The 23,598-nt window shown below is 34.2% G+C and carries 24 protein-coding genes and 1 riboswitch; of the genes, 15 read left to right on the top strand and 9 right to left on the bottom strand.

Translation table 11 applies throughout. The features are described 5' to 3' along the window. Positions 1-291: 291 nt before the first annotated feature. The 6 genes from HPT25_RS26920 to HPT25_RS28910 form a co-directional block, all read right to left on the bottom strand. Complete coding sequence (locus tag HPT25_RS26920) at positions 292-693, bottom strand: DUF3231 family protein (protein WP_173071759.1); 402 nt, start codon at positions 691-693, stop codon at positions 292-294. Further along, entirely contained in the window at positions 608-1,297 is a 690-nt protein-coding gene (locus HPT25_RS26915; RefSeq protein WP_173071757.1) for a DUF3231 family protein, read from the bottom strand. The genes HPT25_RS26920 and HPT25_RS26915 overlap by 86 nt, the downstream gene beginning before the upstream one ends. Positions 1,298-1,349: 52 nt before the next feature. Further along, the gene (locus HPT25_RS26910; protein WP_173071755.1) at positions 1,350-1,835 is read right to left on the bottom strand and encodes a MarR family winged helix-turn-helix transcriptional regulator; all 486 of its coding nucleotides are present in this window, start codon (positions 1,833-1,835) and stop codon (positions 1,350-1,352) included. A gap of 477 nt (positions 1,836-2,312) precedes the next feature. Further along, positions 2,313-2,678: a carboxymuconolactone decarboxylase family protein gene (locus HPT25_RS26905; protein ID WP_173069630.1), complete on the bottom strand. Its 366-nt coding sequence runs from the start codon at positions 2,676-2,678 to the stop codon at positions 2,313-2,315. A 74-nt stretch (positions 2,679-2,752) separates the two neighbouring features. Continuing rightward, positions 2,753-3,424 (bottom strand): Crp/Fnr family transcriptional regulator, encoded by a 672-nt coding sequence (locus HPT25_RS26900; protein WP_173071753.1) that lies wholly within the window; start codon positions 3,422-3,424, stop codon positions 2,753-2,755. 109 nt (positions 3,425-3,533) lie between these two features. After that, on the bottom strand, positions 3,534-3,653 hold the full coding sequence (locus HPT25_RS28910; protein WP_312857369.1) for a MerR family transcriptional regulator: 120 nt from the start codon (positions 3,651-3,653) through the stop codon (positions 3,534-3,536). A 767-nt stretch (positions 3,654-4,420) separates the two neighbouring features. Between HPT25_RS28910 and HPT25_RS26890 the strand changes: the two genes are divergently transcribed. Then, complete coding sequence (locus HPT25_RS26890; protein WP_173072074.1) at positions 4,421-5,212, top strand: formate/nitrite transporter family protein; 792 nt, start codon at positions 4,421-4,423, stop codon at positions 5,210-5,212. A gap of 39 nt (positions 5,213-5,251) precedes the next feature. Further along, a complete protein-coding gene (locus HPT25_RS26885; RefSeq protein ID WP_173071751.1) occupies positions 5,252-6,202 on the top strand; it encodes an L-lactate dehydrogenase in 951 nt (316 codons plus the stop codon). 489 nt (positions 6,203-6,691) lie between these two features. On the opposite strand, the gene HPT25_RS26880 is transcribed toward HPT25_RS26885, so the two are convergent. Next, the gene (locus tag HPT25_RS26880) at positions 6,692-8,629 is read right to left on the bottom strand and encodes a heavy metal translocating P-type ATPase (protein ID WP_173071749.1); all 1,938 of its coding nucleotides are present in this window, start codon (positions 8,627-8,629) and stop codon (positions 6,692-6,694) included. A 490-nt stretch (positions 8,630-9,119) separates the two neighbouring features. Between HPT25_RS26880 and HPT25_RS26875 the strand changes: the two genes are divergently transcribed. From HPT25_RS26875 to HPT25_RS26860, 4 genes are all read left to right on the top strand, one after another. After that, positions 9,120-9,440: a cupin domain-containing protein gene (locus HPT25_RS26875; RefSeq protein WP_173071747.1), complete on the top strand. Its 321-nt coding sequence runs from the start codon at positions 9,120-9,122 to the stop codon at positions 9,438-9,440. A 38-nt stretch (positions 9,441-9,478) separates the two neighbouring features. After that, positions 9,479-9,625: a hypothetical protein gene (locus HPT25_RS26870; RefSeq protein ID WP_173071745.1), complete on the top strand. Its 147-nt coding sequence runs from the start codon at positions 9,479-9,481 to the stop codon at positions 9,623-9,625. Between the two features lie 111 nt (positions 9,626-9,736). Further along, positions 9,737-10,237: a hypothetical protein gene (locus HPT25_RS26865; RefSeq protein ID WP_173071743.1), complete on the top strand. Its 501-nt coding sequence runs from the start codon at positions 9,737-9,739 to the stop codon at positions 10,235-10,237. Between the two features lie 285 nt (positions 10,238-10,522). Further along, positions 10,523-12,802, top strand: coding sequence for a nitric-oxide reductase large subunit (locus HPT25_RS26860; protein ID WP_173071741.1), 2,280 nt, complete (start codon positions 10,523-10,525; stop codon positions 12,800-12,802). 324 nt (positions 12,803-13,126) lie between these two features. Here the strand turns inward: HPT25_RS26860 and HPT25_RS26855 are convergent, their stop codons facing one another. Further along, positions 13,127-14,251 (bottom strand): diguanylate cyclase, encoded by a 1,125-nt coding sequence (locus tag HPT25_RS26855; RefSeq protein ID WP_173071739.1) that lies wholly within the window; start codon positions 14,249-14,251, stop codon positions 13,127-13,129. A 1,506-nt stretch (positions 14,252-15,757) separates the two neighbouring features. Here HPT25_RS26855 and HPT25_RS26850 point away from each other — a divergent pair. The 3 genes from HPT25_RS26850 to HPT25_RS26840 all read left to right on the top strand — a co-directional run bounded on the left by HPT25_RS26850 (position 15,758) and on the right by HPT25_RS26840 (position 17,192). Then, positions 15,758-16,330, top strand: coding sequence for a recombinase family protein (locus HPT25_RS26850; RefSeq protein WP_173071737.1), 573 nt, complete (start codon positions 15,758-15,760; stop codon positions 16,328-16,330). A 141-nt stretch (positions 16,331-16,471) separates the two neighbouring features. Further along, the gene (locus HPT25_RS26845) at positions 16,472-16,684 is read left to right on the top strand and encodes a hypothetical protein (RefSeq protein WP_173071735.1); all 213 of its coding nucleotides are present in this window, start codon (positions 16,472-16,474) and stop codon (positions 16,682-16,684) included. 145 nt (positions 16,685-16,829) lie between these two features. After that, on the top strand, positions 16,830-17,192 hold the full coding sequence (locus HPT25_RS26840) for a YcnL family membrane protein (protein WP_173071733.1): 363 nt from the start codon (positions 16,830-16,832) through the stop codon (positions 17,190-17,192). Positions 17,193-17,530: 338 nt separating this feature from the next. On the opposite strand, the gene HPT25_RS26835 is transcribed toward HPT25_RS26840, so the two are convergent. Next, positions 17,531-17,782 carry a hypothetical protein gene (locus tag HPT25_RS26835; protein WP_173071731.1) on the bottom strand — a complete coding sequence of 84 codons (252 nt, stop codon included), beginning with the start codon at positions 17,780-17,782 and terminating at the stop codon, positions 17,531-17,533. Between the two features lie 561 nt (positions 17,783-18,343). Between HPT25_RS26835 and HPT25_RS26830 the strand changes: the two genes are divergently transcribed. From HPT25_RS26830 to HPT25_RS28905, 6 genes are all read left to right on the top strand, one after another. Continuing rightward, positions 18,344-18,772 (top strand): type IV pilus modification PilV family protein, encoded by a 429-nt coding sequence (locus HPT25_RS26830; RefSeq protein WP_173071729.1) that lies wholly within the window; start codon positions 18,344-18,346, stop codon positions 18,770-18,772. Further along, positions 18,769-19,263: a PulJ/GspJ family protein gene (locus tag HPT25_RS26825; protein ID WP_173071727.1), complete on the top strand. Its 495-nt coding sequence runs from the start codon at positions 18,769-18,771 to the stop codon at positions 19,261-19,263. Before HPT25_RS26830 ends, HPT25_RS26825 begins: the two co-directional genes overlap by 4 nt. Positions 19,264-19,268: 5 nt before the next feature. After that, positions 19,269-20,894: an autotransporter outer membrane beta-barrel domain-containing protein gene (locus HPT25_RS26820; RefSeq protein ID WP_173071725.1), complete on the top strand. Its 1,626-nt coding sequence runs from the start codon at positions 19,269-19,271 to the stop codon at positions 20,892-20,894. A 255-nt stretch (positions 20,895-21,149) separates the two neighbouring features. After that, positions 21,150-21,236, top strand: a riboswitch (cyclic di-GMP riboswitch). An 85-nt stretch (positions 21,237-21,321) separates the two neighbouring features. Then, positions 21,322-21,891, top strand: a complete 570-nt coding sequence (locus HPT25_RS26815; protein ID WP_173071723.1) for a WxL domain-containing protein — start codon at positions 21,322-21,324, stop codon at positions 21,889-21,891. Between the two features lie 67 nt (positions 21,892-21,958). Beyond that, positions 21,959-22,999, top strand: coding sequence for a WxL protein host-binding domain-containing protein (locus HPT25_RS26810; protein ID WP_173071721.1), 1,041 nt, complete (start codon positions 21,959-21,961; stop codon positions 22,997-22,999). Positions 23,000-23,087: 88 nt separating this feature from the next. Then, entirely contained in the window at positions 23,088-23,231 is a 144-nt protein-coding gene (locus HPT25_RS28905; RefSeq protein WP_246277408.1) for a hypothetical protein, read from the top strand. The last annotated feature ends 367 nt before the right edge of the window (positions 23,232-23,598 follow it).

Raw genomic sequence — 23,598 nt, 5'->3', positions numbered from 1 at the left:
CAACTGCCCTCGCATCGTTGTTATAACCAAGCCACTTATATCAATCCAAAATAATGTTGTGATCTTAGTTCCTTTGCAAAACAAACTAATTTCACCGTGACAATTTTAATAATTTTATTCCTATACAAAGCAAGAATAATTATCCATTATATTTAATTAACCGTCTTCAGCTTTTCTTATCAGCTGGCACCAAAATAGGATTGCTGCTCGCAACCCTATCACTAACTTAAATACCCATTTTACTTAATTAAGAGCTAGTTTCTTACAAAAATGTTGAACAGTTTTGTAACTCTATTTCTTTACTAACTCTTCCCTATCATCTGCTTGTGGTACTTGTTCTAGCCATCCATGATCAATCATGAGATTTACTCCATCTTCAACAAGTAACAAGTCTTCTCCGATTACTTGTGTTACTTTAGCTGCTAAATCTCTCCGATAAGACCCAGCCAAACTAGCGCCATAATAACCTATGGCATAATTCACCAATAATTGCGTATGAAACAACATTAACTTATCCGAAAAGGGTGCAATGGTGGAATTTGTTACCTCTGATTCCCAAGATGAAGGAGACGGTAGATTGTTATCAGTTAATATTGTACGGAAAATCTCAATGTGTTTTGAAGAAAGGTCTCTTGCTCGTGATATAAAATTCCTTACTTCCTTTGACTGGCTTACTTGAGCAAATCCAAGCATAATTGCTTCCTTTAACATACTTTTTTTTTATGTTAAAGTCAATATGACTAATTTCCACAGCATTGATTGGTCTACGTTCTCCAAACCACCCTGTCAAAAAACTTTGCTTCTTTACAAAATCAATTTTTTCTGGTGTAGAAATGTAAGGTGGTCTTACAAAGAGTCCTTTGGATAGTTTAACATTAAGTGACTTGTTATAAAGTTCCATAGTTGAATCATTAACATGAGTATAAAAATCACGAATGTCAGCGCGTGTTGCAGTAGTCAATGCCATAGCATAAGCAGTCAAACCGTTAATAGACATTTTGTTGATGTACATTAACCAAAAAGAATCTGAAAACAAACGAGGTGCCTTAAGGTCTACATCTTCATCTGTAAAACCGTGTGGAACAGGGAAGCCTTCATCAATAAAAATTTGTTTAATTTTATCCACATGGCTTTGGGATAAATTTAAAGCTAATTCCAAAACAGCACGAATTTCTGTATCTTCTACCTTATCTAAAGCATGTTTAATCACGCATATTGCCATGCTATCACTCATGTATGTCGTCCATAAACTCGCAATTTCACCAGATGTAAGTCTAATACTGTTATCTGTTTCCAACTTTTGTTTCCTCCTAATAAATTGTAAACAACGGTAGAAATATCATTAATAACTAGGACGATTGATACTCTTGGAAGTGGGGTTTTTTAACCCAAGTTAAAAATTCCTCACCCTTAAAATTTTTTAATATTTTCAACCCTATTTCAATAAATATTTGAACTTCTTCTTGTTCAATATCTGAAAAATCAAACGGAAATTCCTTCAGTGGAAAAACTTGCTTAGCAATTTCCTTTAACTTCTCGAAGCCATGATTAGTAATTGATACATATTTGTATTTCGTTTTACATTTTTGTACAGTAACAAAATTCTCTCTTATCAAGGGTTGTAACAGTCGACTTACTGTAGATAAGTGCCAACAACCTAAATTGCTTATCTCACTAATTGTTAGTGGTTTTTCATGTGTAGATAAAATGAATAAGAGATGTTGCTGAGCTGAAGAAATACCGTGTACTTTGTTAATACATGCCCACTGTTCCACAATGCAAAAATACAAACCACGAATAGTTAAAACTGCTTGTTTATTCAACTCAATTTCCATATCAATAAAGCCTCATTTTCAATTGTATTTACAAGTAAAATTATTTTGTTCAGATTTTGGAATCAATATTCATTTATTCTTTTTACATGAAAGCGTATGGTTGATTGGTTGTTTAACTATCTCCCATTTTTTTTAAAATCCCCTGATTTGACCCCTCGCCTTATTCCAGAATATGGCCCGTTTGCTGAACCAAGTAAAAAAAGCAAACCTATTATATGTTCAAAAACTCGTCATCTTCTGAACACTCTTTTTTGATTTGAAATGAAATTATATGTCAAATCAAAAAGAAGAGTGTTTAAGCAGGATGTCACTTTAGGATATAATTTGGGCTTATTTTATATGCTATTTTGCTCATCCAAATTAAGAAACCCAGCTATTTAGAAGATTAGCTGGGTTTCTTAATTATTTACATTCAATCATTTATAAAACTAATCTAACCGGTTTCCACATGTCCATCTAGGTATGGGATGGAATCCCTTATAGCATATTGTTTTTCTCATACGCATTTAAGGCATTTACACCATGACTCAAGGCTGCTCCAGCTTTTACTGCAGATGCAACGATAATTGCCTCCATAACCTCAACCATAGTTCCCCCATATTTCTTATATTTGTTCACATGAACATCAATACAATAGGGGCAACCAGTCGTATGAGCCACCGCAATCGCAATAAGTTCCTTTGTTTTTGTTGATATTAATCCAGATACAAACGCTTCCTTCTCAAATGCTAAGAAGGCTTTTGAGGGTGCTGGTGCCATTTTTATCAGCTCATTAATTCGTTTTAAATAAGAATTTCGATAAAGAACATCGTCACCTTTGTAAAGGTCGTTTGGATTTTCCATGGAGATCCTCCTTCATTAATGAATGTTGTCTCCATAATCATATAATCTAAAAGAGGAAAATTTCTGTAACTATATCACAGAAAACGGCTGAATTTTTGTTGTAAATCCTTTCGTTGGATGTTTATGATTTTCCCACGATGTAAAGTAAGAAATCCCTCCTTCTCAAACTGCTTTAGTGTTCGGCTAACAACTTCCCTTGCTGTCCCTAACTCGATAGACAACCTCTCATGGGTTATGATTATTTCGTCGGAATACTGAGAGGTATGTTTAATGAGATAATCTGCAACTCGATCGTCTATCCCTTTAAAAGCAATCTCTTCTACCAGCTGAGTCACAGTTGACATTTTACGAATAAATAATCCGTATATAAATCTGCTTAACGAATCATATGTATGTATCCAGTTCCGAAAAGTTTCGGCTGGAATGATTAAGGCTTCAACATCACTTTCGATTGCGGCATAAGCCTCATATTCTAAATCACCTAATACGCTAGCTACCATTATTAGACAAACGCCACCGCTATGAACCCGATAGAGGGTAATCTCCCTACCATTTTCTCCAACCCTATAAATGCGTACACAGCCATCCAAAATAAAAATAGCATGGTGTAAGCGATGCCCCTTTGCAAAAGCTACAGGAGTGGTTGGAACTTGCACTATAGAAATATCAGTTCTATTCCATTCCTTAGCTTCAATAGAGGACAGGCAAGGGAAACATTTTATAACTTGATTTAGTTTACTGATCATTTGTTCCTCCTAATCATTATTAAATCTATGTTTAAACAATTTAATTGTAAACTAAACAACTGTTTGGTTGCTTAACGGGTTAATAAGGGGTACTGCCCACAAATCGCGCTTATCTTAACTTCAGCTTGTGGCCAGACCCATTTTGCTTTGTTATTGTCAGTAATCCTAATTCTCCATAAAATCTTAACGTCCTTACTGTTGTACTTGTACGCTTTCCAAATTCACTAATTGTAAAAGCAGTTCTTGATTTTTCATAAAATTATACCTCCATCAACGTTGGTATAATTTAAGATTAGCGTATGATGTAACGGAGGGAGCAAGCAAAATTATAATAATCGGGTCTGTCGCATACCAGAAATATCATCAATAGGTATTAATAGAAATGGAATGTTCTTTTAGTTACCTGTAGTTTAAGTACAACCCTTCAAAAATCACGCATTAATTCTAACATAAATATCCAATTTTCTTTAAAGTAATTATTCATCCATTAAATGGCCCGTTTGCTGAACAATCTTCTTTTTAATTGGACCAATAATTTAATTTCTTTAAAACGAATAGTGTCATAACTTTTAAGTATTGACACCATTTCTTCCGTCATTTATTAACAATGTGTTTCAAACCAATTTGAAGAATAATATAAGTTGTATATCTTGAAGTATAATTGAACTTATTTAGTACATAATTAATATTGCCAAGCAAAAACAGCTTGGTAGTTACAGCAAAGTCCATCCTCTTTTCTAAAAGGGATGGATTTTTTATTTTTATATTCTTTACTACATTATGTAGCGCTATATCCCTGTATACAATAGTTTGCAATGGGAAACTTTATCTTATGAGCAAGGCTTAAAGAAGGCTATTAAACGTGGATTTATTACCCAATCCAATTTAGGAGCCTTGCTCATTCAATTTTCCAATCAAAAAATGCCAACCTTACTATTATGGAATAAAGGAGCATCTTGGAGTCCATTAGGTAATCATAAAGAAATGGGTGATATTATAGAAACCAAACCATTGCACGAAGTCGAAAAGTTAGCTTTAAAAAAATTAAAAGTCTTTCAACAAAGCAAAATACGCTATATTTCGAGAAGCATGCTTGCCAGTATGTTTATTGGATTTGGGGTGATTGTAGCTTTTAGGTCAGGAAATTTTTTCTTTTTAGTCCACTCTCCTTTTGCCTATCCAATAGCTGCATTCACTTTTGGAGCAGCCATTATTTTAATTGCATTTGGAGGAGGAGACCTTTTCACAGGAAATACCTTTTATTACACATATGCAGCATTAAGGAGTCGGATGAAATGGAGTCAAGTTTTTCATCTACTACTGTATAGCTATATAGGGAACATATTGGGGGCTTTGGCATTTGCCTTTTTCATTTATTCCACGGGACTATTTGAAGCCCCAGATTCAACCTCTTTCCTCATGACGGTTGTAGACCACAAATTGCATGCACCCATTCTGCAATTATTTTTTAGAGGCATTTTATGTAATTGGCTCGTATGTCTAGCTTTCTTTATTCCCATGGCTTTTAAGGAAAGTGGAGCCAAAATGTTTTCAATGATGTTATTTGTGTTTTGCTTTTTTATTTCAGGATATGAACACAGCATTGCCAATATGTGTTCTTTTGCCATTGCCCTTGTTCACCATCATCCTGGCACTATTTCATTAGCGGGTATTATTCGAAATTTAATTCCCGTTACGGTTGGGAATTTAATTGGAGGGGAATTTATGATGGGAATCATGTATTATTATGCTAATAAACCCTATTTTTCACAAAAAGAAGAAGAGTAGATACGTTGACAATTCCTAAATAGGAAGGAAGAAAGAAAAATGCATGAAGAAAAAATAAAGAGAGTTGCGATAATTGGCACAGGGGCGGTTGGTTGCAGTTATGCTTATTCCATGATAAACCAAGGTGTAGCAGAGGAATTGGTTCTGATCGATGTAAATGATGCAAAAGCAGAGGGTGAAGCGATGGATTTAAATCATGGGATGCCCTTTGCACCATCACCGGTAAAAGTATGGAATGGAAATTATAGTGACTGTGAAAAAGCTGATCTAGTGGTCATTACAGCAGGTCTTGCCCAAAAACCTGGAGAAACGCGTTTAGAATTAGTCGAAAAAAACACAAAAATATTCAAACAAATTGTCCAAAGTATTATGGCAAGTCATTTTAATGGTATCTTCTTAGTTGCTACAAATCCAGTTGACATTTTAACGTATGTAACTTGGAAGGAATCAGGACTGCCGAAGGAACGAGTGATCGGATCTGGTACTGTTTTAGATTCTGCTCGTCTGAGATTTGCCATAGGACAATATCTAAATGTTGACACTAGAAACGTTCACGCTGCTATAATTGGCGAGCATGGGGATACCGAACTGCCGGTATGGAGCCATGTTACAATTGGAATTGAACCTCTTGAAACTGTTCTGGAAAAAAGAAATGATTGTAATCAAGAATGTTTGGAAGAAATTTTTATCAGTGTACGTGATGCAGCCTACCAAATAATTGGTAGAAAAGGAGCAACCTTCTACGGTATAGGAATGTCACTTGTTCGTATTACAAAAGCGATCCTCAATAATGAAAACAGTATTCTAACGGTTTCCGTTCACTTAAATGGAGAATATGGACACCGGGATATATACATAGGGGTTCCTGCTGTCATAAATAGAAATGGAATAAGAGAGTTAATTGAAATTGATTTAAATCAAAAAGAACAAGAACAATTTAATTATTCGGTTGCAGTTCTAAAAGAAACGATGAATTCAATTGGCTATTAATATTTTATTTAAATTCAAAATAGGCTAATATTGCGCCAATATACTAATAATAAGACAAAATGAAAAGTAATTATCCCCCAAAAAATATCCCTTTAGAAATGTTTTGGAAAAAATTCTAAAGGGATAAATAATTAACTCCATGAAAAAAATCCATTAAATATGATGCTACGCCATGGTGGATGGGGACAATAATCCATGGGCAATGACGCACAATAATTATATGACAGGAAATGTGACTGTGCAAAACGAATAGGTTTTGTGAAAAATTAGATAGGGAGAAGGTACTAACTCCTTCTCCCTTAATCGAGTAGCTCCCGGTAGTTTCACCCAGAGTCTCTCCAGAACCATACTTGAAGTAAAGAGGTCTCACCAACCAAACGCAATAACTTACCTTTACTAGACTGTAAAAATCTCCGTTGTTTAAAATGTATGACTTTTGAGCGAAAATTCAAGGCCTTCAAGGAAGTACTTATATTACTATTTTCGTACTTATTTATCGGATTTTAAAAGACGTAATCCATTTAAAATCACTAAAAGAGTGCTTCCTTCATGTCCGATAACACCAAACGGTAAAGCTAGAAGTTGAAGGAAATTAGAACAAATCAATAGGGCAATTATTGTTAAAGAAAGTATAATATTTTGTTTAACGATTCTATTCATACGTTTAGACAACCGAATGGCCTGCCCAAGACGAAAAAGCTCGTTTTTCATTAACACCACATCTGCCGTTTCTAGTGCAACATCCGTCCCTCCACCCATAGCAATACCTACATTTGCTGTTGCTAAAGCAGGAGCATCGTTTATGCCATCTCCAACCATCGCAACTGTTTTATACTTTTCTTTCAGTACTTTTACAGTCTCTACTTTTGTCTCAGGTAAACAGGATGCATAGTATTCAGAAATTTGACTTTCCTCAGCAATAACCTTTGCGGTCTGTTCATTATCGCCTGTAATCATGATCGTTTTAATACCTAATGTATTTAATTCTCGAATGACTTCAACTGTTTCATCTCGTATGACATCCTTTAAAGCAAGGAAGCCTAACACGCTATCATGATCGGCAATGTATACAATTGTTTTCCCTTGTTGGGATAGTTCGTTTACAGTTAATGGATGGAAACATTTAGCTTCTTCCCCAATAAAGTCTCCTTTTCCAATTTTATATGATTTTCCGTCTAACTTTCCCTTTAATCCAAATCCCGTTATATCCTCTACCTGTTCAGGACGTCTCAGTTCAATATCAAAATTATTTTTCACATAGTTAACAATGGAATCTGCCAATGGATGGGTTGAGTGATTTTCAATAGAGGCAGCAATCAAAAGCAAATCCTCTTTACTAATACCATCTTGTACGAAGATGTCTGTTACAATCGGTTTTCCCATAGTCAGTGTGCCAGTTTTATCAAAAGCAATGGCTTGCAACGAAGCTAGTTGCTCAAGATGAGCACTTCCCTTAAATAAAATACCATGTCTGGCTCCGTTAGAAATTGCGGACAAGGCAGCTGGCGTAATGGAGGCAACCAGAGCACACGGGGAGGCAACCACAAGTAAAATCATCGCCCGATATAATGTTTCATTCCAACTCCACTCTAATGCATAATGTGGAATAAACATCATCATTCCAACTATAATCAGCACAACTTTAACATACGTTCCTTCAAATTTCTCAATGAATAATTGGGATGGTGATTTTTCACTTTGAGCACTTTGGACAAGACGGATAATTCTTTGAAACAATGTTTGATCACTTGATTGTGTCATTTCCACTTCAATAGAACCACGTATATTAACCGTTCCTGCAAATACCTCATCACCAGTCTTCTTTCCGTTTGGTACCGATTCCCCGGTTATAGCTGATTCATCAATATGAGTCTCTCCCCGAATAATAATGCCATCTACTGCAATACGGTCGCCCGGTTTGATAAGAATCCGATCGCCAATTTGCAGCTGATCCACCGTAACCTTTTCCTCTTTTCCATCAATAAGGCGTAATGCTTCTTCCGGCTGTAATTCAAATAACGCCGAAATTTCCTTTTGGCTTTTATTCAATGTATATGATTCTAAAGCGCCACTTAACGAAAAGATAAAAATTAAAATGGCTCCTTCTGCCCAATAACCAATAATAGCAGAACCAATCGCTGCGATAATCATTAACATCTCAACATTTAGTTCTTTTTCTGCCAAGGTTTCCTGAATTCCTTCTTTTGCTTTCGCGTAACCACCTACACAAAAGGCTAATAAATAAAAGGTAGTGGAAACAAATAAAGCATGATCATGTTCTGACAACCATCCAATTAAAATAAATACCCCAGATACTAGGGCGAAAATTAGCTCATAATGGCTACGAATTGTTTCAACTACAGACGAACGTGAAACAACTTGCTCCTCTGACATATTCTTTGTAATAGTTTGTACTTCATTATTCATTTTCATTTTACTCCTTCTAATTGAGAAAATTAATCAATCTCATAATCCCTATAAAATACCGAAAGCTGCCGTCCTCTTTTGGACAACAGCTTTTACATATGATAAAATCACTTATCAATTAAGTTAATCTGTCACCTATTATAATATCACTTTAGGTAATTATCAATATTTATTATAATATGATTTTTATTTTTTAAAAGTAATCGTTATAAATAATCATTATCAATTAAGAAGAATAAAAAAGATTAAATTAAATGCTTTGCTCAGTTACCCCATTTAGCTTCAAGATTCATTTATGGAGTAACAAAAATAGCTAATTTCTCCATTTACTGCTGAACCAAATACCAGCTAAGTTGCTATAAAGTTATTTTCTTTCCTCGACAATATTCATACTGATGGTTAATCCTGAGAATACTATCAAAATAAGGGGTCTCATTCACTAAATAAACTCCCTTTTTTAAAATTGAATTGATAATTATGGAGGGGTCTCATGGAAAAGCAATCGATTAGTCAATATCAGGAATTTAATGAGGAAAGGTTTACAAAAAAGGTTATTTTTAATAATGGCCATAGTACAGCATTTGTTCTAAACTTCATGCCAGGACAAATGCTTCCTGCTCATAAACACCCTGGCGCAGAGGTCTATCTGCTTGTTGTGACCGGGAAAGGAACCATTATCATTGACGGTAAGGAATCAGAGGTGACAGAAACGGATTTAATCCATACTGGTGATGATGAGGAACTTTCCTTCTCCAATACAAGTAACGAACGGGTTAGTTTGTATGTTGTGTTAAATAAGATTTCTAAATAAAGAAGAACATAGCCTCTCATTGTTAAGGAGATCGAAAAATGGATACGGAAAAAAGTGATCGTCTTCGTTCTATGCTTCAAGATGCATTGTCACCGTTATTAATGAAGTTAGAATCGTTAGAGTCAGAAATTAAATCGTTAAAAGAAGAACAAATAGAACTTCTTCAAAAACTTAAAAATCAATAATCTAATTCGTTTGGGATTTGCTGATGAAATGACCTAAGATTCATCGCTTGGTTATCTCCAAATCCTTATGAAAACTTAAATTCCTAATTGTAACAAGAAAGAGGGATTTGTGTGTACCATAGGATTTGGACGGTTTCCAATGTCTTGATTATTATAAGCTCCATACTTTATATTTGGCTTTTTAGTCCACACGACAACACATTGATTGTTATCAGCCAGCTTTTCGCTCAAATAGCCATGGTTTTATTTATCTTTAATGTGAATATGTATTTCATTTTTTTTCTTATTCGAAAGACAAAACAAAGAGAAGTTAAAATCCGATTGGCTACTTATTCTAGGTATTTTATGAAATGGCATATTAAAATGGCTATTACAGCAACACTCTTCATTATCGGGCATGCTGGGATTAATCTTTTTAAAATAGTACCTGTTATTGGATATGTCCATTTTAAAATGTTGATGGGGTATACTTCCTTTATTCTTCTTTTGGTTACTTTGTTTGCTGGATATTTACGCCACAAAAAGGCATCAGGGTTTCGAAAGAAATTTCATCGAGTCATCGCAATGCTCCTTACAGTTTCATTTTTTATCCATATGTTTATTGCTATGTAAATATCTATGTCTGTTTTTTAGTTCTTCCACTAATTCAAATTTTGAAAAGAGTATATTTTTAATATCAATTCCCATAATAAATATATCCATGTTATTCTGTAACTCACATGCTTTTATTGAAATCTATCCCATTTAACACTCTGGGGATAGATTTTTTTGTCTTCGCCTCTCTCTTAAATACTTATTATCTTCGAATTATTTTTGGAATTACGGGAAATATATGGTTGGATTCCCTTTCCTATATAAAATTTCAAGTTGGACAAAAAAGTTAGTTGGAGGTGCGCATTGAGTTACAGAAAATTATGGATAAGCTTGGCTATTGTATTTATCGCTTCTTTTGCAGTCCTAGGATATTACGGTGGGCGTCTCATTTATACTGAACCACCGATTCCGAATCGTGTGGTGGTATCAGATGGAACGGTCCTTTTCACCAAACAGGACATTGAAACCGGACAAAATGTTTGGCAGTCTATTGGTGGCCAAGAACTCGGTAGCATTTGGGGGCATGGTGCCTATGTGGCACCAGATTGGACGGCAGATTGGCTTCATCGGGAATCTATATGGCTGCTAGATAACTGGGCCCTGAAACAATACGGAAAAAAATATTCTCAATTAAATCATGAAAACCAAGCATCCCTAAGTGCTAGGTTAACTGACGAAGTCAGAAAAAACACGTACAATAGGAAAACAGGAGATATTACAATATCCCCTGACAGAGCAGCTGCAATCACAAATATGGGTAAATATTATTCCTCGTTGTTTACGGATGATTCAAAGCTGAATCAATTACGTGATGATTATGCGATGCCAAAGAATGTCATTAAAGATCCAAGTCGTCTTCATTCATTTGTTAGCTTTCTTTGGTGGGCTACATGGGCATGTGAAACCAATCGACCAGGAGATCATGTAACCTATACCAACAACTGGCCGAATGAAGATTTAATCGGAAATCGTCCAACAGGTGATATGGTCGTATGGTCAGTAGCAAGTTTTGTCTTTTTACTAGCAGGTGTAGGGGGACTCGCATGGTATTATGCTACACAAAGGCATGAAGAGGCGCATGAGTCATTCCCTGAAAAAGACCCACTATTGGGCTTATCACCTACTCCTTCGATGAGAGCTACTCAAAAATATTTTTGGGTTGTTGCAGCATTATGGCTGGTACAAGTGCTTTTAGGTGCCATTACAGGACATTATCAAGTTGAAGGCAGTGGATTTTATGGTATTCCATTAGATAAATGGATTCCGTATTCTTTGACAAGATCCTGGCATACTCAATTAGGTGTGTTATGGATTGCCACTGCATGGCTGGCAACTGGTTTATTCATGGGTCCTGCCGTTTCCGGATATGAACCTCCTGGTCAACGATTCTTGGTCAATTTCTTATTTGTCTGTTTGATCATTATTGTAGCAGGCTCTATGATCGGACAGTGGTTTGCTGTCCAACAGAAACTAGGCCATACGGCAAACTTCTGGTTCGGCCATCAGGGATATGAATACACCGACACGGGCCGTTTCTGGCAAATCTTTTTAACAGTAGGATTATTCCTTTGGTTATTTCTAATGCTACGATCTCTTACGCCTGCATTTAAAAATCTGAAGGAAAGCCGTCATCTCCTTGGATTATTCTTACTTGCTTCAACAGCAATACCTGTATTTTATATACCTGCTTTACTGTGGGGGCAGCATAGTAATTTATCCATTGCAGAATATTGGCGTTGGTGGGTTGTACACTTATGGGTGGAAGGTTTCTTTGAAGTTTTTGCAACGGTGGTCATTACGTTCCTATTCACACGCATGGGATTACTTGGAATTCGTACAGCTACTTCTTCTGTACTTTTTTCAACGATTATCTTCTTGTTTGGAGGAATCATAGGAACGTTCCATCACTTATATTTCAGTGGTACAGCTACTGGAGTTATTGCATTTGGAGCAACATTCAGTGCACTAGAAGTGGTTCCACTCGTATTAATTGGTTTTGAAGCATATGAGAACCTAACACGCAGTCGTGCGAAAGAATGGGTAAAAGCTTACAAATGGCCCATTTGGTTCTTTATTGCAGTAGCCTTCTGGAACTTAGTCGGTGCAGGTTTATTCGGATTCTTTATTAATCCACCAATTTCTCTTTATTACATGCAAGGGCTGAATACGACGCCTGTTCATGGGCACACTGCCTTGTTTGGTGTTTATGGAATGTTAGGGATCGGATTAATGCTCTTTTGTTTAAGAGGTCTAACCGTTACAAAGGGATGGAAAACAGGTGCATTAACATTTGCTTTTTGGACCATAAACATTGGTCTAGCATTAATGGTATTGATTAGTCTTTTACCAATTGGTCTGATGCAAACGTGGGCAAGCGTTACTCATGGCATGTGGTATGCTCGCTCAGCTGAATTTATGTCACGTCCTATTGTACATTTATTTGTCTGGCTGCGTATTATTGGTGATTCAATTTTTGCCCTAGGAGCTTTAGCCCTTACTTGGTTTATTTTTGGTTTGAAATTTGGATGGTCTTTAAATAATGATCGGCCTGATTATGCCAAAACAAATGAGAAACATGTATAAAGAAGTACGTTGATATTGCTAATTGCAGGGTGGTTACTTAATCCGTTAATAATTACTAATCTCTTTAGTATAAGAAAGACGGCTAAATTAAAAAATAATACAGTAAGGATAAGGAAGGTTATATTTGTATCCCCAGCCTTTACAAATGTCTCTTTCTTATCCTTTCCTCTAGGGCATTGCTCTAAATATCATTATCCTAGCATACGCTAAGAACAAAAGTGTACTTTAGTAGCTTGATCATAGCGATTAGCCCTCCCTATTAGTATTAGTAAGGAGGGTTTATCCTTTATATCTTTATTTATTTAAAACAGCTAAGTGTTTTAGCTAAGTTTGCAGGTTTAAAAGGCTCCTTATATCTTCCGTGCGATTAGTACAAACTTGATTCCTTCCATTTGCTTTTGCTTTATAAAGTGCCTCATCAGCTTTCTCTAACAAATCATCTTTGCTTGTATCTGGATAAGTGGCAACACCAATAGATACAGTTAAGTTAATCGTACTACTGTCATTCAAAAAAAAGGAATGATTTGCAATCGCTGCTCTAATTCTTTCTGCTATGATTAACGCATGTTCATGTGGCGTGTCATATAACAATACGGAAAATTCTTCTCCACCATTACGCGAAATCGTATCAAATGAACGAGAAGAGGATTTTAACAACTCACCTAATTGCTTTAAAATCGCATCCCCATTAACATGACCATAAGTGTCGTTTACTTTCTTGAAAAAATCAATATCAACTAACGCAATTGATAAAAATTCTTCTTTCTCGACGGCAGTTTGTAATAGAACATTATATCTCTCATCAAAGGATCTATGATTATAAAGTCCTGTCAAATAATCAATCGTAGCTTCCTGTTCGTACCGTTGAAATTGTATTTTAACCTTTATTAAAAAGTCCGTTAAGTACGCAGTAAACATTCCCCCAATACTTAACATTGTAATGTATATAATCATAGGTGTAATACCACTAGTTCCCATATTAATAATAAAAACTGCTCCTGTAAAAATATCACAAACCAGTATCGAGTATATCCACTTTCTCCAAAATGTTAAGCTTTCCTTTGAACAGACAACACCTACAACACCAGATATAACAAGCGTATTTAAAGCTGCAATAAACGATGAAGTATTTACCACACCAAAAGCAAACAGACGCATGAAAAATAGCATAAACGCTGCCACAACAGAAGAAATATCACCACCGTAAAGGGCTGCAATTATCACTGCAAGTTGCCTAAAATCCAATATGGTTCCACTTATGGGAACTGTAAATAACATCAGAACGATCCCATGCACACCACTAACGAAACCAAATTTCAATTTCATCGAAAAAGAAGCAGGACTATTAATGTTTCGATTTCTAAAAATCACTTGGCTACAAAGAAATAGATACGCTGTGACAATAGAAAAATTCGCAATTATATCCTGAGTTATTTTAAGAACAGCCATATCCACGCACCCTTTTTAATAAAACAATTGTTGAATATATCAACAATAAGTTCCAAAACCATTGAAAACAAATGTGGTTGTTATGATCTCAAGCTCAGTCATTCGTTTAGGTATAAGAAGGCGATTAAATTAAATTAAATTAAATAATACAACCATTAGGATAAGAAATTGCATGGTTGTAGCCCCTACAATTAGTATCTTTTTCTTATCCTTTCCTATTTTTTGAAAGTTAATAGAAGAGATGGGTTAGTTTAACAAACGCCTGCAGGCAATTTGTCACTTTACTTGGAGCCTCTGCGGGCAAGATTATGAGCCATGAAGCCAGATTATCAAGGATTCTGGCTCTGCCAAAGCAGGCTATCATGCCCGCCTCTCCAAATAAAGTGCACGTCTCTACTGGAAAAAAGTGTTCAATCTTATCGAGCAAAAACTGTTCAGTATTAATCGAGCGGTTACAACTATATATTTAATGATAGGTGAGCTGTATGAAATAGGCTTTGATGCCCTTGACTTACGCATATGTAACCCTAACATGCAAAACATCCAGTTAAATAATTTTTGTTTTAATGACACCTGTCTACCTAAAACTTAAAAAGGTGGAAATTAGATTGTTTGATGATTTAGTCTTTACTGGACTGATAATAGGAACTTGTTTAGTAATCGGATTGATGGGTTTATTTATATACCTCATGTTCAAGTGATTAATATAGATTTTTTAAAAATCCATCCTTGATGGATTTCAAGGATGGATCAAAAATGCAAATATATTAATTATTCAATTCTCTCGAAGATTTCCAATAGTGAACCACGGGGTCCTTATTTTATTATCCCTCAAGTTCTCTCCCTTATAAAATATAAAAAAAGACAAACCAACAATGGTTTGCCAAAAATGTACTATAGAATTAATGTTAAACTAAAATCGACAATTAAGGATATCCGGCATGAAAAGGTTTGGTTCAAGATAAAACTTCAGAAATAGGAATTAAAAGTACTTTTTCAGTTACGGCCTTCAACTAGAAAATCAATCCAATTTTTTGGGTCAGCATATATACAATTTAATGACGTTTCAAGTCTGTTCGACCTTAAATGAACTAAAAAATCATATCTGTCATCACCTCAACGATTATTATTACCCCATTTCGAAACTGTATACCTAGAATCCATAGCTTTCGGCCATCCTTGCAAAGTCATTTAACTGAGGTTCATACCGGATATATTTTCCTTGTTAATTTTTAGTAAATCAAAACCAAAATGCTTTTTTCTCACATCTCGAGCATTTTAGATGGTTGCTTTCGACAGTCAGAAAACTGCCGTTGATTCTGAATAGTATCCGTACCCCTGAGGGAGTATAAAGCCTTTAAAAATCTATGTATCTAAAAGTTGTAAGTTTTAGATGGTTTGAAAAAGAGTATTCTTTTATTTGTTTTCCACACTGAAAGCCATCTAAAAGATAGTATATAATTACTGTACAAAAAGATAATAGACTTTTAGACAGGAGTTTTTAAAATGGGGGAATTTGTTGGCTATGCGCGAGTAAGTACGATCGATCAGGACTATTCCTTACAAGTTGAGCTATTAGAAAAATATGGTTGCACGAAAATTTTTCACGAAAAGAAAAGTGGTAAGAATACAGGAAGACCCGAACTAAAAAAAGCATTGGAATATTTAAGAGCAGATGACAAGCTGGTCGTTTATAAAATTGACCGTTTGGCGAGATCAACAAGGGATTTACATAATATCGTTCATGAATTGCAAGAAAAGGGTATAGGTGTTGTTTTTATCAAAGAACAAATTGACTTTACAACAGCTGCAGGAAAATTGATGTTCACTATGCTAGGGGCTATTGCTGAATTTGAACGAGATTTAATTAATGAACGTACCAAAGAAGGCCGGGAAAGGGCAAAAGAACAAGGTAAGCATTTAGGCAGAAAAGGGCAGGACACGAAGGAAATTAAAAGAGCTTTGAAATTATTTGCCGATCGTGAAAAGAATGGTCTAAGCGTAAATGATATTTCTAAACAAACAGGTGTGCCACGGTCAACCATATATGCTAAAGCAAAGGGAATGGTAGAAGAATAGGTATGAAGAAAATGTGTGCGGATTGTACCAAAGATTATTCTATTGAAGAAATGAAGCAGCTAACACACTAAAAAGTGGTAAGAAAAGCTCGATAGTAATTGATTATCTTACCAAAGTAGAATGGAAAAAGAGGAGGACCAAATGGATAAAATTAGTTTATTAGAACGTCTACGTAATTCCAGTCGAGGTAATTTTTTTTCAACAGAGATTCCAAAAGCTACAAAAGAAGATGAGAAAAAGATTGAAGAATTGGTTAGTGAATTAGAAAGTGAAGGAAAAATCAAGTTAAGAGAATGTGCACAGCGAGAATACTCAGTTTATTTACATGGAATCATTAAGTATACAATCGAGTAATCGTGTACCTTTTTATTAGGAATCCTTCCATGAGTATCCCATTTTGTGCTTTTGTTTTAATATCTAGTATCCAACTACCCTATTAATTTTCTATTCAAGTAATTATATACTTTAGAAGTAAAATACTTAATAAAGGAGCTTTTATTTGAAAACCTCTGTACCCTGCCCAAATTGTCAAATTCCTATTTCTCTTGATGACTTTGAAGATTTTTCAACACCATTTACCATGAAATGTCCTCATTGCAAAGCTAAATTAAAAGAAACTAAAGTTACTCCTTTTTTACTTTTAGGTATGTTTGCTGTAATTCCCATATTTATTTACTTAACAGCTATAGTTAAAAACATTTTGGCTGGTATAATACCTGTCATTGAAAAAATACCGACAACTGTAGTTTTTTTAGGAGTCTTATATCCTATATTCGCACTGTACGAACGTATTAATGGACTAATAATGTTTAATAAAGGAAATTTACATCTGAAACACAATAATAACAGGGAAGAAAAGTGATCGAGCTCATTATTAAATTAATTTTCAATTATAAACGAATAACATCACCGTATGGGGAAGCTAGGAGATACAACTGGAAACTTTTATCAGTTGAATGCAACATTATAATTCCTAATCTTAGGGCTCCATTTTATATATTTCAATAGCTGGCTAGGTTAGTGTATGTTATTTGCTCATTAGAACAGAGTTATCCTGCCAAACCCTTTTCAAAGTATAAAATATAACCCTTGGTTGCGTATTCATGCATTCACCAAGGGTTTTGTTATTGACGGAACGAAAAATCTTAAGTTGTAAGTAAAAAAATTGAATGGACCCTTTCATACCACCTAAAACAATAATCAAATATAGAGTTTAACTGCAGTAAAAATGGCAACTAAGAGTGATACAGTACCTACATTGATTAGTAAGTAATCAAGCAAATATTGCTTTTGTAAAGACTTTATATACTCATCATCAAAGGAACTATTGTTGTCATGAAACTTATAAATTGAAATATAAGCAGTTATGATGAAAACAAGTATTGCACATATAATAAAAACAATCTTTAGAATCTGTAATTCCCATATTTCTGTAGAATCTAAAAAATCCATTCCGAAACCCCTTCTAAGTACTTTGCCTATCCTTAGGAACGCCACAAATAAATGCTCCTAAAAGATTTGCGTTTCCTCGTAGTAAGTTGAAAATTATACTGGTAACCAACAAATAATATACGGTAACTCTACGCCGTAGTTATCATTTCTTCAGCAGTACGATTAATGGACTAATAAATTACATTGTAAAAAGTCTTTAACTTCACTTCATCATAAGTACAAATTTAAGTTATTTTTAATAAGACTATTATACTATATTTTAAAAAGGTTGATAATATGGTCTTTATAAAACTTCTTCTTGGAGTAAATATAAGTACCTATGTGCCTAATATAATTAAAGAACAGTACGAAGTTAAATATTTATTGATTTATGAATTTTAACATTTTCAATTTTTAGTTTTCAGTATATAAATTGCGAACTAAAAAGAGCACATATTTTATGAACTAACATGTGATGGATGGGGTTAAATATGGTATGTAATGGAATTGGTAGTAAAAAGGAACTATTTTTTTATATACTAATAATAGTATTGAATTCCGACTAAAAGATGTGGTGAACTGATGAAATTGAATATTAAATTCCTAAGCCAAAAAGGATTTTCACTTGTTGAAGTATTAGTGGCACTTGTTATCATTTCAATACTATTATCCATCATAAGCTCATACATGCTTAACAGTTATAAACAATCCAATATGGTAAAAAATAATTTCACTGCTGAACAATTAGCCCAAGACTTATTAAACACATATAAAACAATGGACTTTTCTACTTTATACAATAAATTAGGAACAACAGAGCAAGTAGATATCCGTAATCAACTTCAAATTGATAATTCTGTAAACCTTAACAATGTTTCTGCAACAGCGCAGTTCATAAAATATCCTAATCCTGCTATAAGTGATCGAATCATTGATATTAAGATTATAGTTACTTATACCAGCTTCGGTATACAAAGGCAGATAACTTTGGAAGGATATAACAGAAAATGAATAGACTGAATCAAAAAGGATTAACTTTAATTGAGTTACTTGTGGTTGTTTCAATATCCGCGATACTTCTAAGTGTTGCTTATTCCATATTTTTTACAATGACGAAAAGTTCTAATCAAAATATCATCCAATCCCAACTTAGAGATGAAAGTGTTATTATTAGCCAACAGTTTGATCAAGCAATGCTAAATATAGATGAAATAACAAATTTTGGACCACTATCCGGAAATGGTATGTTCACATCATTTAATGCTATCGATAAAACGATCGATAATTCAATGACAGAACACGATACAACTTATTCCATCATGATCAATAACGGTGATTTATTCATAAATAATAAAAAAATTAATTCTGACAACTATTCACTGCAAAATACTACTTTTAAGTATGTAAATCAAGCATTACAAGTTTATTTTGAAGTGGATGACCTCAAGAATAATCAAAAGTTTAAGTTTTTTAAATTGTATAATGTCAAAAGTGGGGAATGATTCACTTGTTGAAGCACCTAAGGTCAAATCATGGTTATGCCCTTCTTACCGTTTTACTAATGGTTATGATCATAAGCATTACGGGTCTAACACTTATGGGTTGGGTAATCAATTCTTCAAAATTAGTACAAATAAATAAAACTACAATTGAAAATAAAGCAACTGCAGACATGGCAGTGGATGAAGCGATGGCTCAAATTGAAAAAGCAGTGGATTCCATTAATACAAATATAAGCAACTTGACAATTGATGTGGTTCAAGCGCAGTTAAAAAGTTCTTTGGATGGCATTAGAAAACTTGGTACCTATCCTTATACGATTACTCATACGACAATAAATGATGGCACAAACGGCAACGCTTATGTGGAAAAAGTTACGATAAATGCACCAATTGGAAACACCGGACACTATGAAACAAAAACGATTTCAGTGTCAACCATTCCTGGTGTTTTTAAATACGCAACCGTAACTCCTGGATCATTACAATTAAATGGGTCTTCTTATATTGAAGGTGATGTATCGGTTGGTGGCGATCTTTTAACTAGTAATTATGGGAGATTTATGCAATCCATTAATGGTAATGCGATCTATTACCCGGTTTTAACCTCCTATCCTGCTATAAAAGGGAGCTTATCTGTGCTGGGATCATTCAAAAACTATTCGAATGGGATATGGAATACATTTACACCTACTACATCAAATGTAAATACGTATTTTTCTGTTCCCCCTTCTATTAAAACAAGCAATATCAATGTTGATACATTTAACATTACCAATTTAGTTTCTTCAAAAAGTGGTAATTTAAAAAATGCAAACGCCAATTATAATACGTATTATTATAATTCAACGACGAACCTTAATGGATCTACATTTAGTAATTTGTACATCGACAGTTCAGGAAATGTTACAATCAACGGAAATCTTGTGATTACAGGAAATCTAATCATGAACAGTGGAGCAAAATTAACAGTTAACGGCTCCATAAGGGTAAGTGGAAGTGCTCAATTAAGTGGGACATTAACTATTAATGACAGCTATAATCAGGGTAACTATATCTATATAGCTGGAAGTACTTCCATAAACAGCTTTAATATGAATGGCCAAATGTATGTTAACAATACGGTTTCCATTCAAAATGATTTAAATACCAACGGAACGATTTATTCCAGTGGTGATGCTAGTGTTCAAAATTTATCAAACAACGCAGGTACATTAGTCCTGCTGTCAGATGGCAATATTCAATTATCAAATAATAATCTATATAATGATACTCCTAAAACCATAAACGCCTTTTTTTACTCCAATAAAACGTTGGAAATTTATGGTGTTGGTTCCAATTTAAAAATTGTAGGAGGAATATATGGGAATCAAATTATTTTAAATGCTGTAAAAGGGAAATCTTCACAATCGTATTTTTCAAATTCCTTTTCTGTACCTTATTTAGATTATTATATGTATGGATCTCCACATTACAGTTATTATTACTTCCAAAACAATCAAAATTCAATTGATCCAACTTTGTCCAGACTTTCAGTTATTTATAAGAACGGATTAATCTTAAATCCACCGAAAGGGATTCCGACGACTCAAAATTTAACGATCCAAGAATTAAACACAACTTATAGTAACTAATTTAAGCACTATAAAAAGGTATTGTTCATGGGGTGCTAATGAGAGCATGATCGTAAGTAACGATTATGCTTTTTTTAGTAATAAACAAATTATTGTTTAAAAAATTTGCACTTATACGTTTTATCAACACCCACTTAATTAAGAGCTATAAGAACTCATCCGTTGGAAATATTTTATCCTATATTTTTATGTAAAGTTTATTATAAAATTCTATTTGTATTGATGCTTTTTTATGTCTTTCTCAAAATTATCATTTTGAGTTTAAAGCAAAACTACGGAAACGTAGTGACGCAAAGCTACAGGGACTAAAATGGAATTCCATGATGTTAGCCAGCTGCCACAACTTTTTAAAAGATGTGTTTTTAAGCTGTAAACAATAAGGAGGAGAAGTATGAAAAATCTTTTTCGGGTCTTATTGATGACATCTATGGCAACATTTGCATTAGCTCCTTTTGCGATGGCTGCTACTACGTCATCTCCTACAATCAAAGGTGGTCCACTTATTCTTTTGCCACCGACTATTCAAACAGATTTTCCTGCTATTACGCTTAATGGACAACTACAGACATTAAACGCAACTTTGAGTAATTGGAGCATAATTGATGCTACAGGAACTGGAAATGGCTGGCATGTTACTGCACAAGCTACTCCTTTTACTGAGGCAGGTGTAAGTAATAACCCTCTTACCCTTCCAACAGGTTCTCTTACATTATCTGGAACTAGAAATGTTTCGGCAGTATATGGGTCAACTCCGGTTGATGCCACTAACGGTCCGATTTTACTAAACCAAACGGCAGCTCTAGATTCAACTATTCCTGTTACCATTATAAGTGCCAAAAAAGGATATGGTATGGGTTGGTATAACGTTAGCGAACCAACCAACGGACTTACTTTGACATTAGCTCCTGCTTCAACAAAAGTTGATACAACTAATCATGTAAATGATTCAACACCTTATTCAAGTACACTTACCTTTTCAGTTATTACTGGTCCTTAATTATCTAATTATAATATCATGCCCTATTCGAAAGGAATGGGGCTTTTTTAAGAGGAGGGAGTACTTTATGAAAAGAATAAGAGTATTTATCCAATCCTTAGTTATTGTTATGTGTACTTTTTCATTAGGAATATTTGTTTATGCTGATGAACCAAGCCAAAAAACTAATGGTAATGGATTAGATTTTGAAGCACTCCCAGCACAACCTAGTAAAGTAAACCCACAGATTTCTTCCTATTTTTATGAAAACGGGAAAGCTGGAAATACTTTATCTGATACTTTAATTTTATCCAATCCTAACAATTATTCCATTACGATACATCCCTCCATCGTAAAATCCATTACGGCTATAAACGGGGGGATTTCTTATGAAAATCAGCCTTTATCTACTACTTGGATTAAAGGACTTGATAATGATGTAATACTTTCCCCTAAATCAAATAAAAAGATACCTTTTAAAATTGAAATACCCAATAAAACAAATGCCGGGGACTATATAGTTGGAATATCTTTGACAGATCATCCACCTGTAAGCAGGAAAACAAACACTAAAAATGCAAATATTTCTGTCGAAATTCAACAGCAAGTTCGAAGAGTTATTGCAGTAGAAGTCTTAGTACCTGGTTCGGTAAGAACACAAATTAATTGGAAGACACCATCTGTTGTAAATGAGCCATCTGGTCCTTCCTTAAATATAAGAGGATTTAATAAAAGCCAAGTATTATTGAATGACGTAAATGGAACTATTAGTCTTTTGAAACAAGGTAAGACTATATGGAGTGCTCCTTTATCTGGGATTACCTTTGCACCAAATGAACCTTTTCAGTTTAAATACAGATGGATGAATGGATACCCTGAACCTGGAACCTACACTGTGCGTATAAACCTAAAAGGTAATCAAATTCATCTTTTACAAAAGGAATTGACTTTTAATATTGGTGTTAAGGAACAAAAACAATATCAGGATTTAACTGGACAGAAGACTATAGAAAGTTATATTCCTAAATGGGTCTTCGGGGTTGTCGGCAGTTTACTAATTCTTCTATTAGGTTGTGCTTTTTTCTTATTCAAATTGTATAGGAAGATGAAAAATCCTTCAGGAAAATAAAATAATAAGTATGGATTTTTCATTTTTTGGCTCTGTTAAATGTCGATGTTGAATTTTGATAAATTTATTAAAATGGGTGTGTTGTTATATGGAGTCAATAAAAATTAAAGGAAACGTCTATTTTATTGACTGTATTCCTTTTGAAGACAAGAGTGAAAAAGACGAGAATGGCTATGATGAATATTATTACAAAGGAAAAGATATCGTTTTTCTCAGGCAAAGGAACAATTAAATTCCAGAATTTACGATGGAGAAGAAGTCATTTCTTTCTTAGAGAAGCCCAATCTTTTTTTTGATCAAGATTTAGAAGCAAATGTATATTTGAGCGAAAAATTTTGTGTAAAAAGGATCAGGTACGGGGTAATCGAAAACAAAACAAAATTCCTAAAAAGAACTTTTAAATTCTAATGTAAGAAAACAGCCATAAAATTCATGTTATGAATATTTACAAACAATCGAAAAGTTGGTAACATCTTAAAGATTCATACTTTTTCCCCTTGGTGAAGTCATGGAAGACGGTAATCAAGGGTTTTTATTGTAATAAAAAGCCGATTCCTAATTATTTAAGGAATTGGCTTCTTTTGATTTGTCTTATTCCA

It is taken from the genome of Neobacillus endophyticus (assembly GCF_013248975.1).
Classification (GTDB): domain Bacteria; phylum Bacillota; class Bacilli; order Bacillales; family Cytobacillaceae; genus Neobacillus; species Neobacillus endophyticus.
The sequence above is the reverse complement of the archived record's forward strand: the minus strand, read 5'-3'. Positions and strand labels throughout refer to the sequence as shown.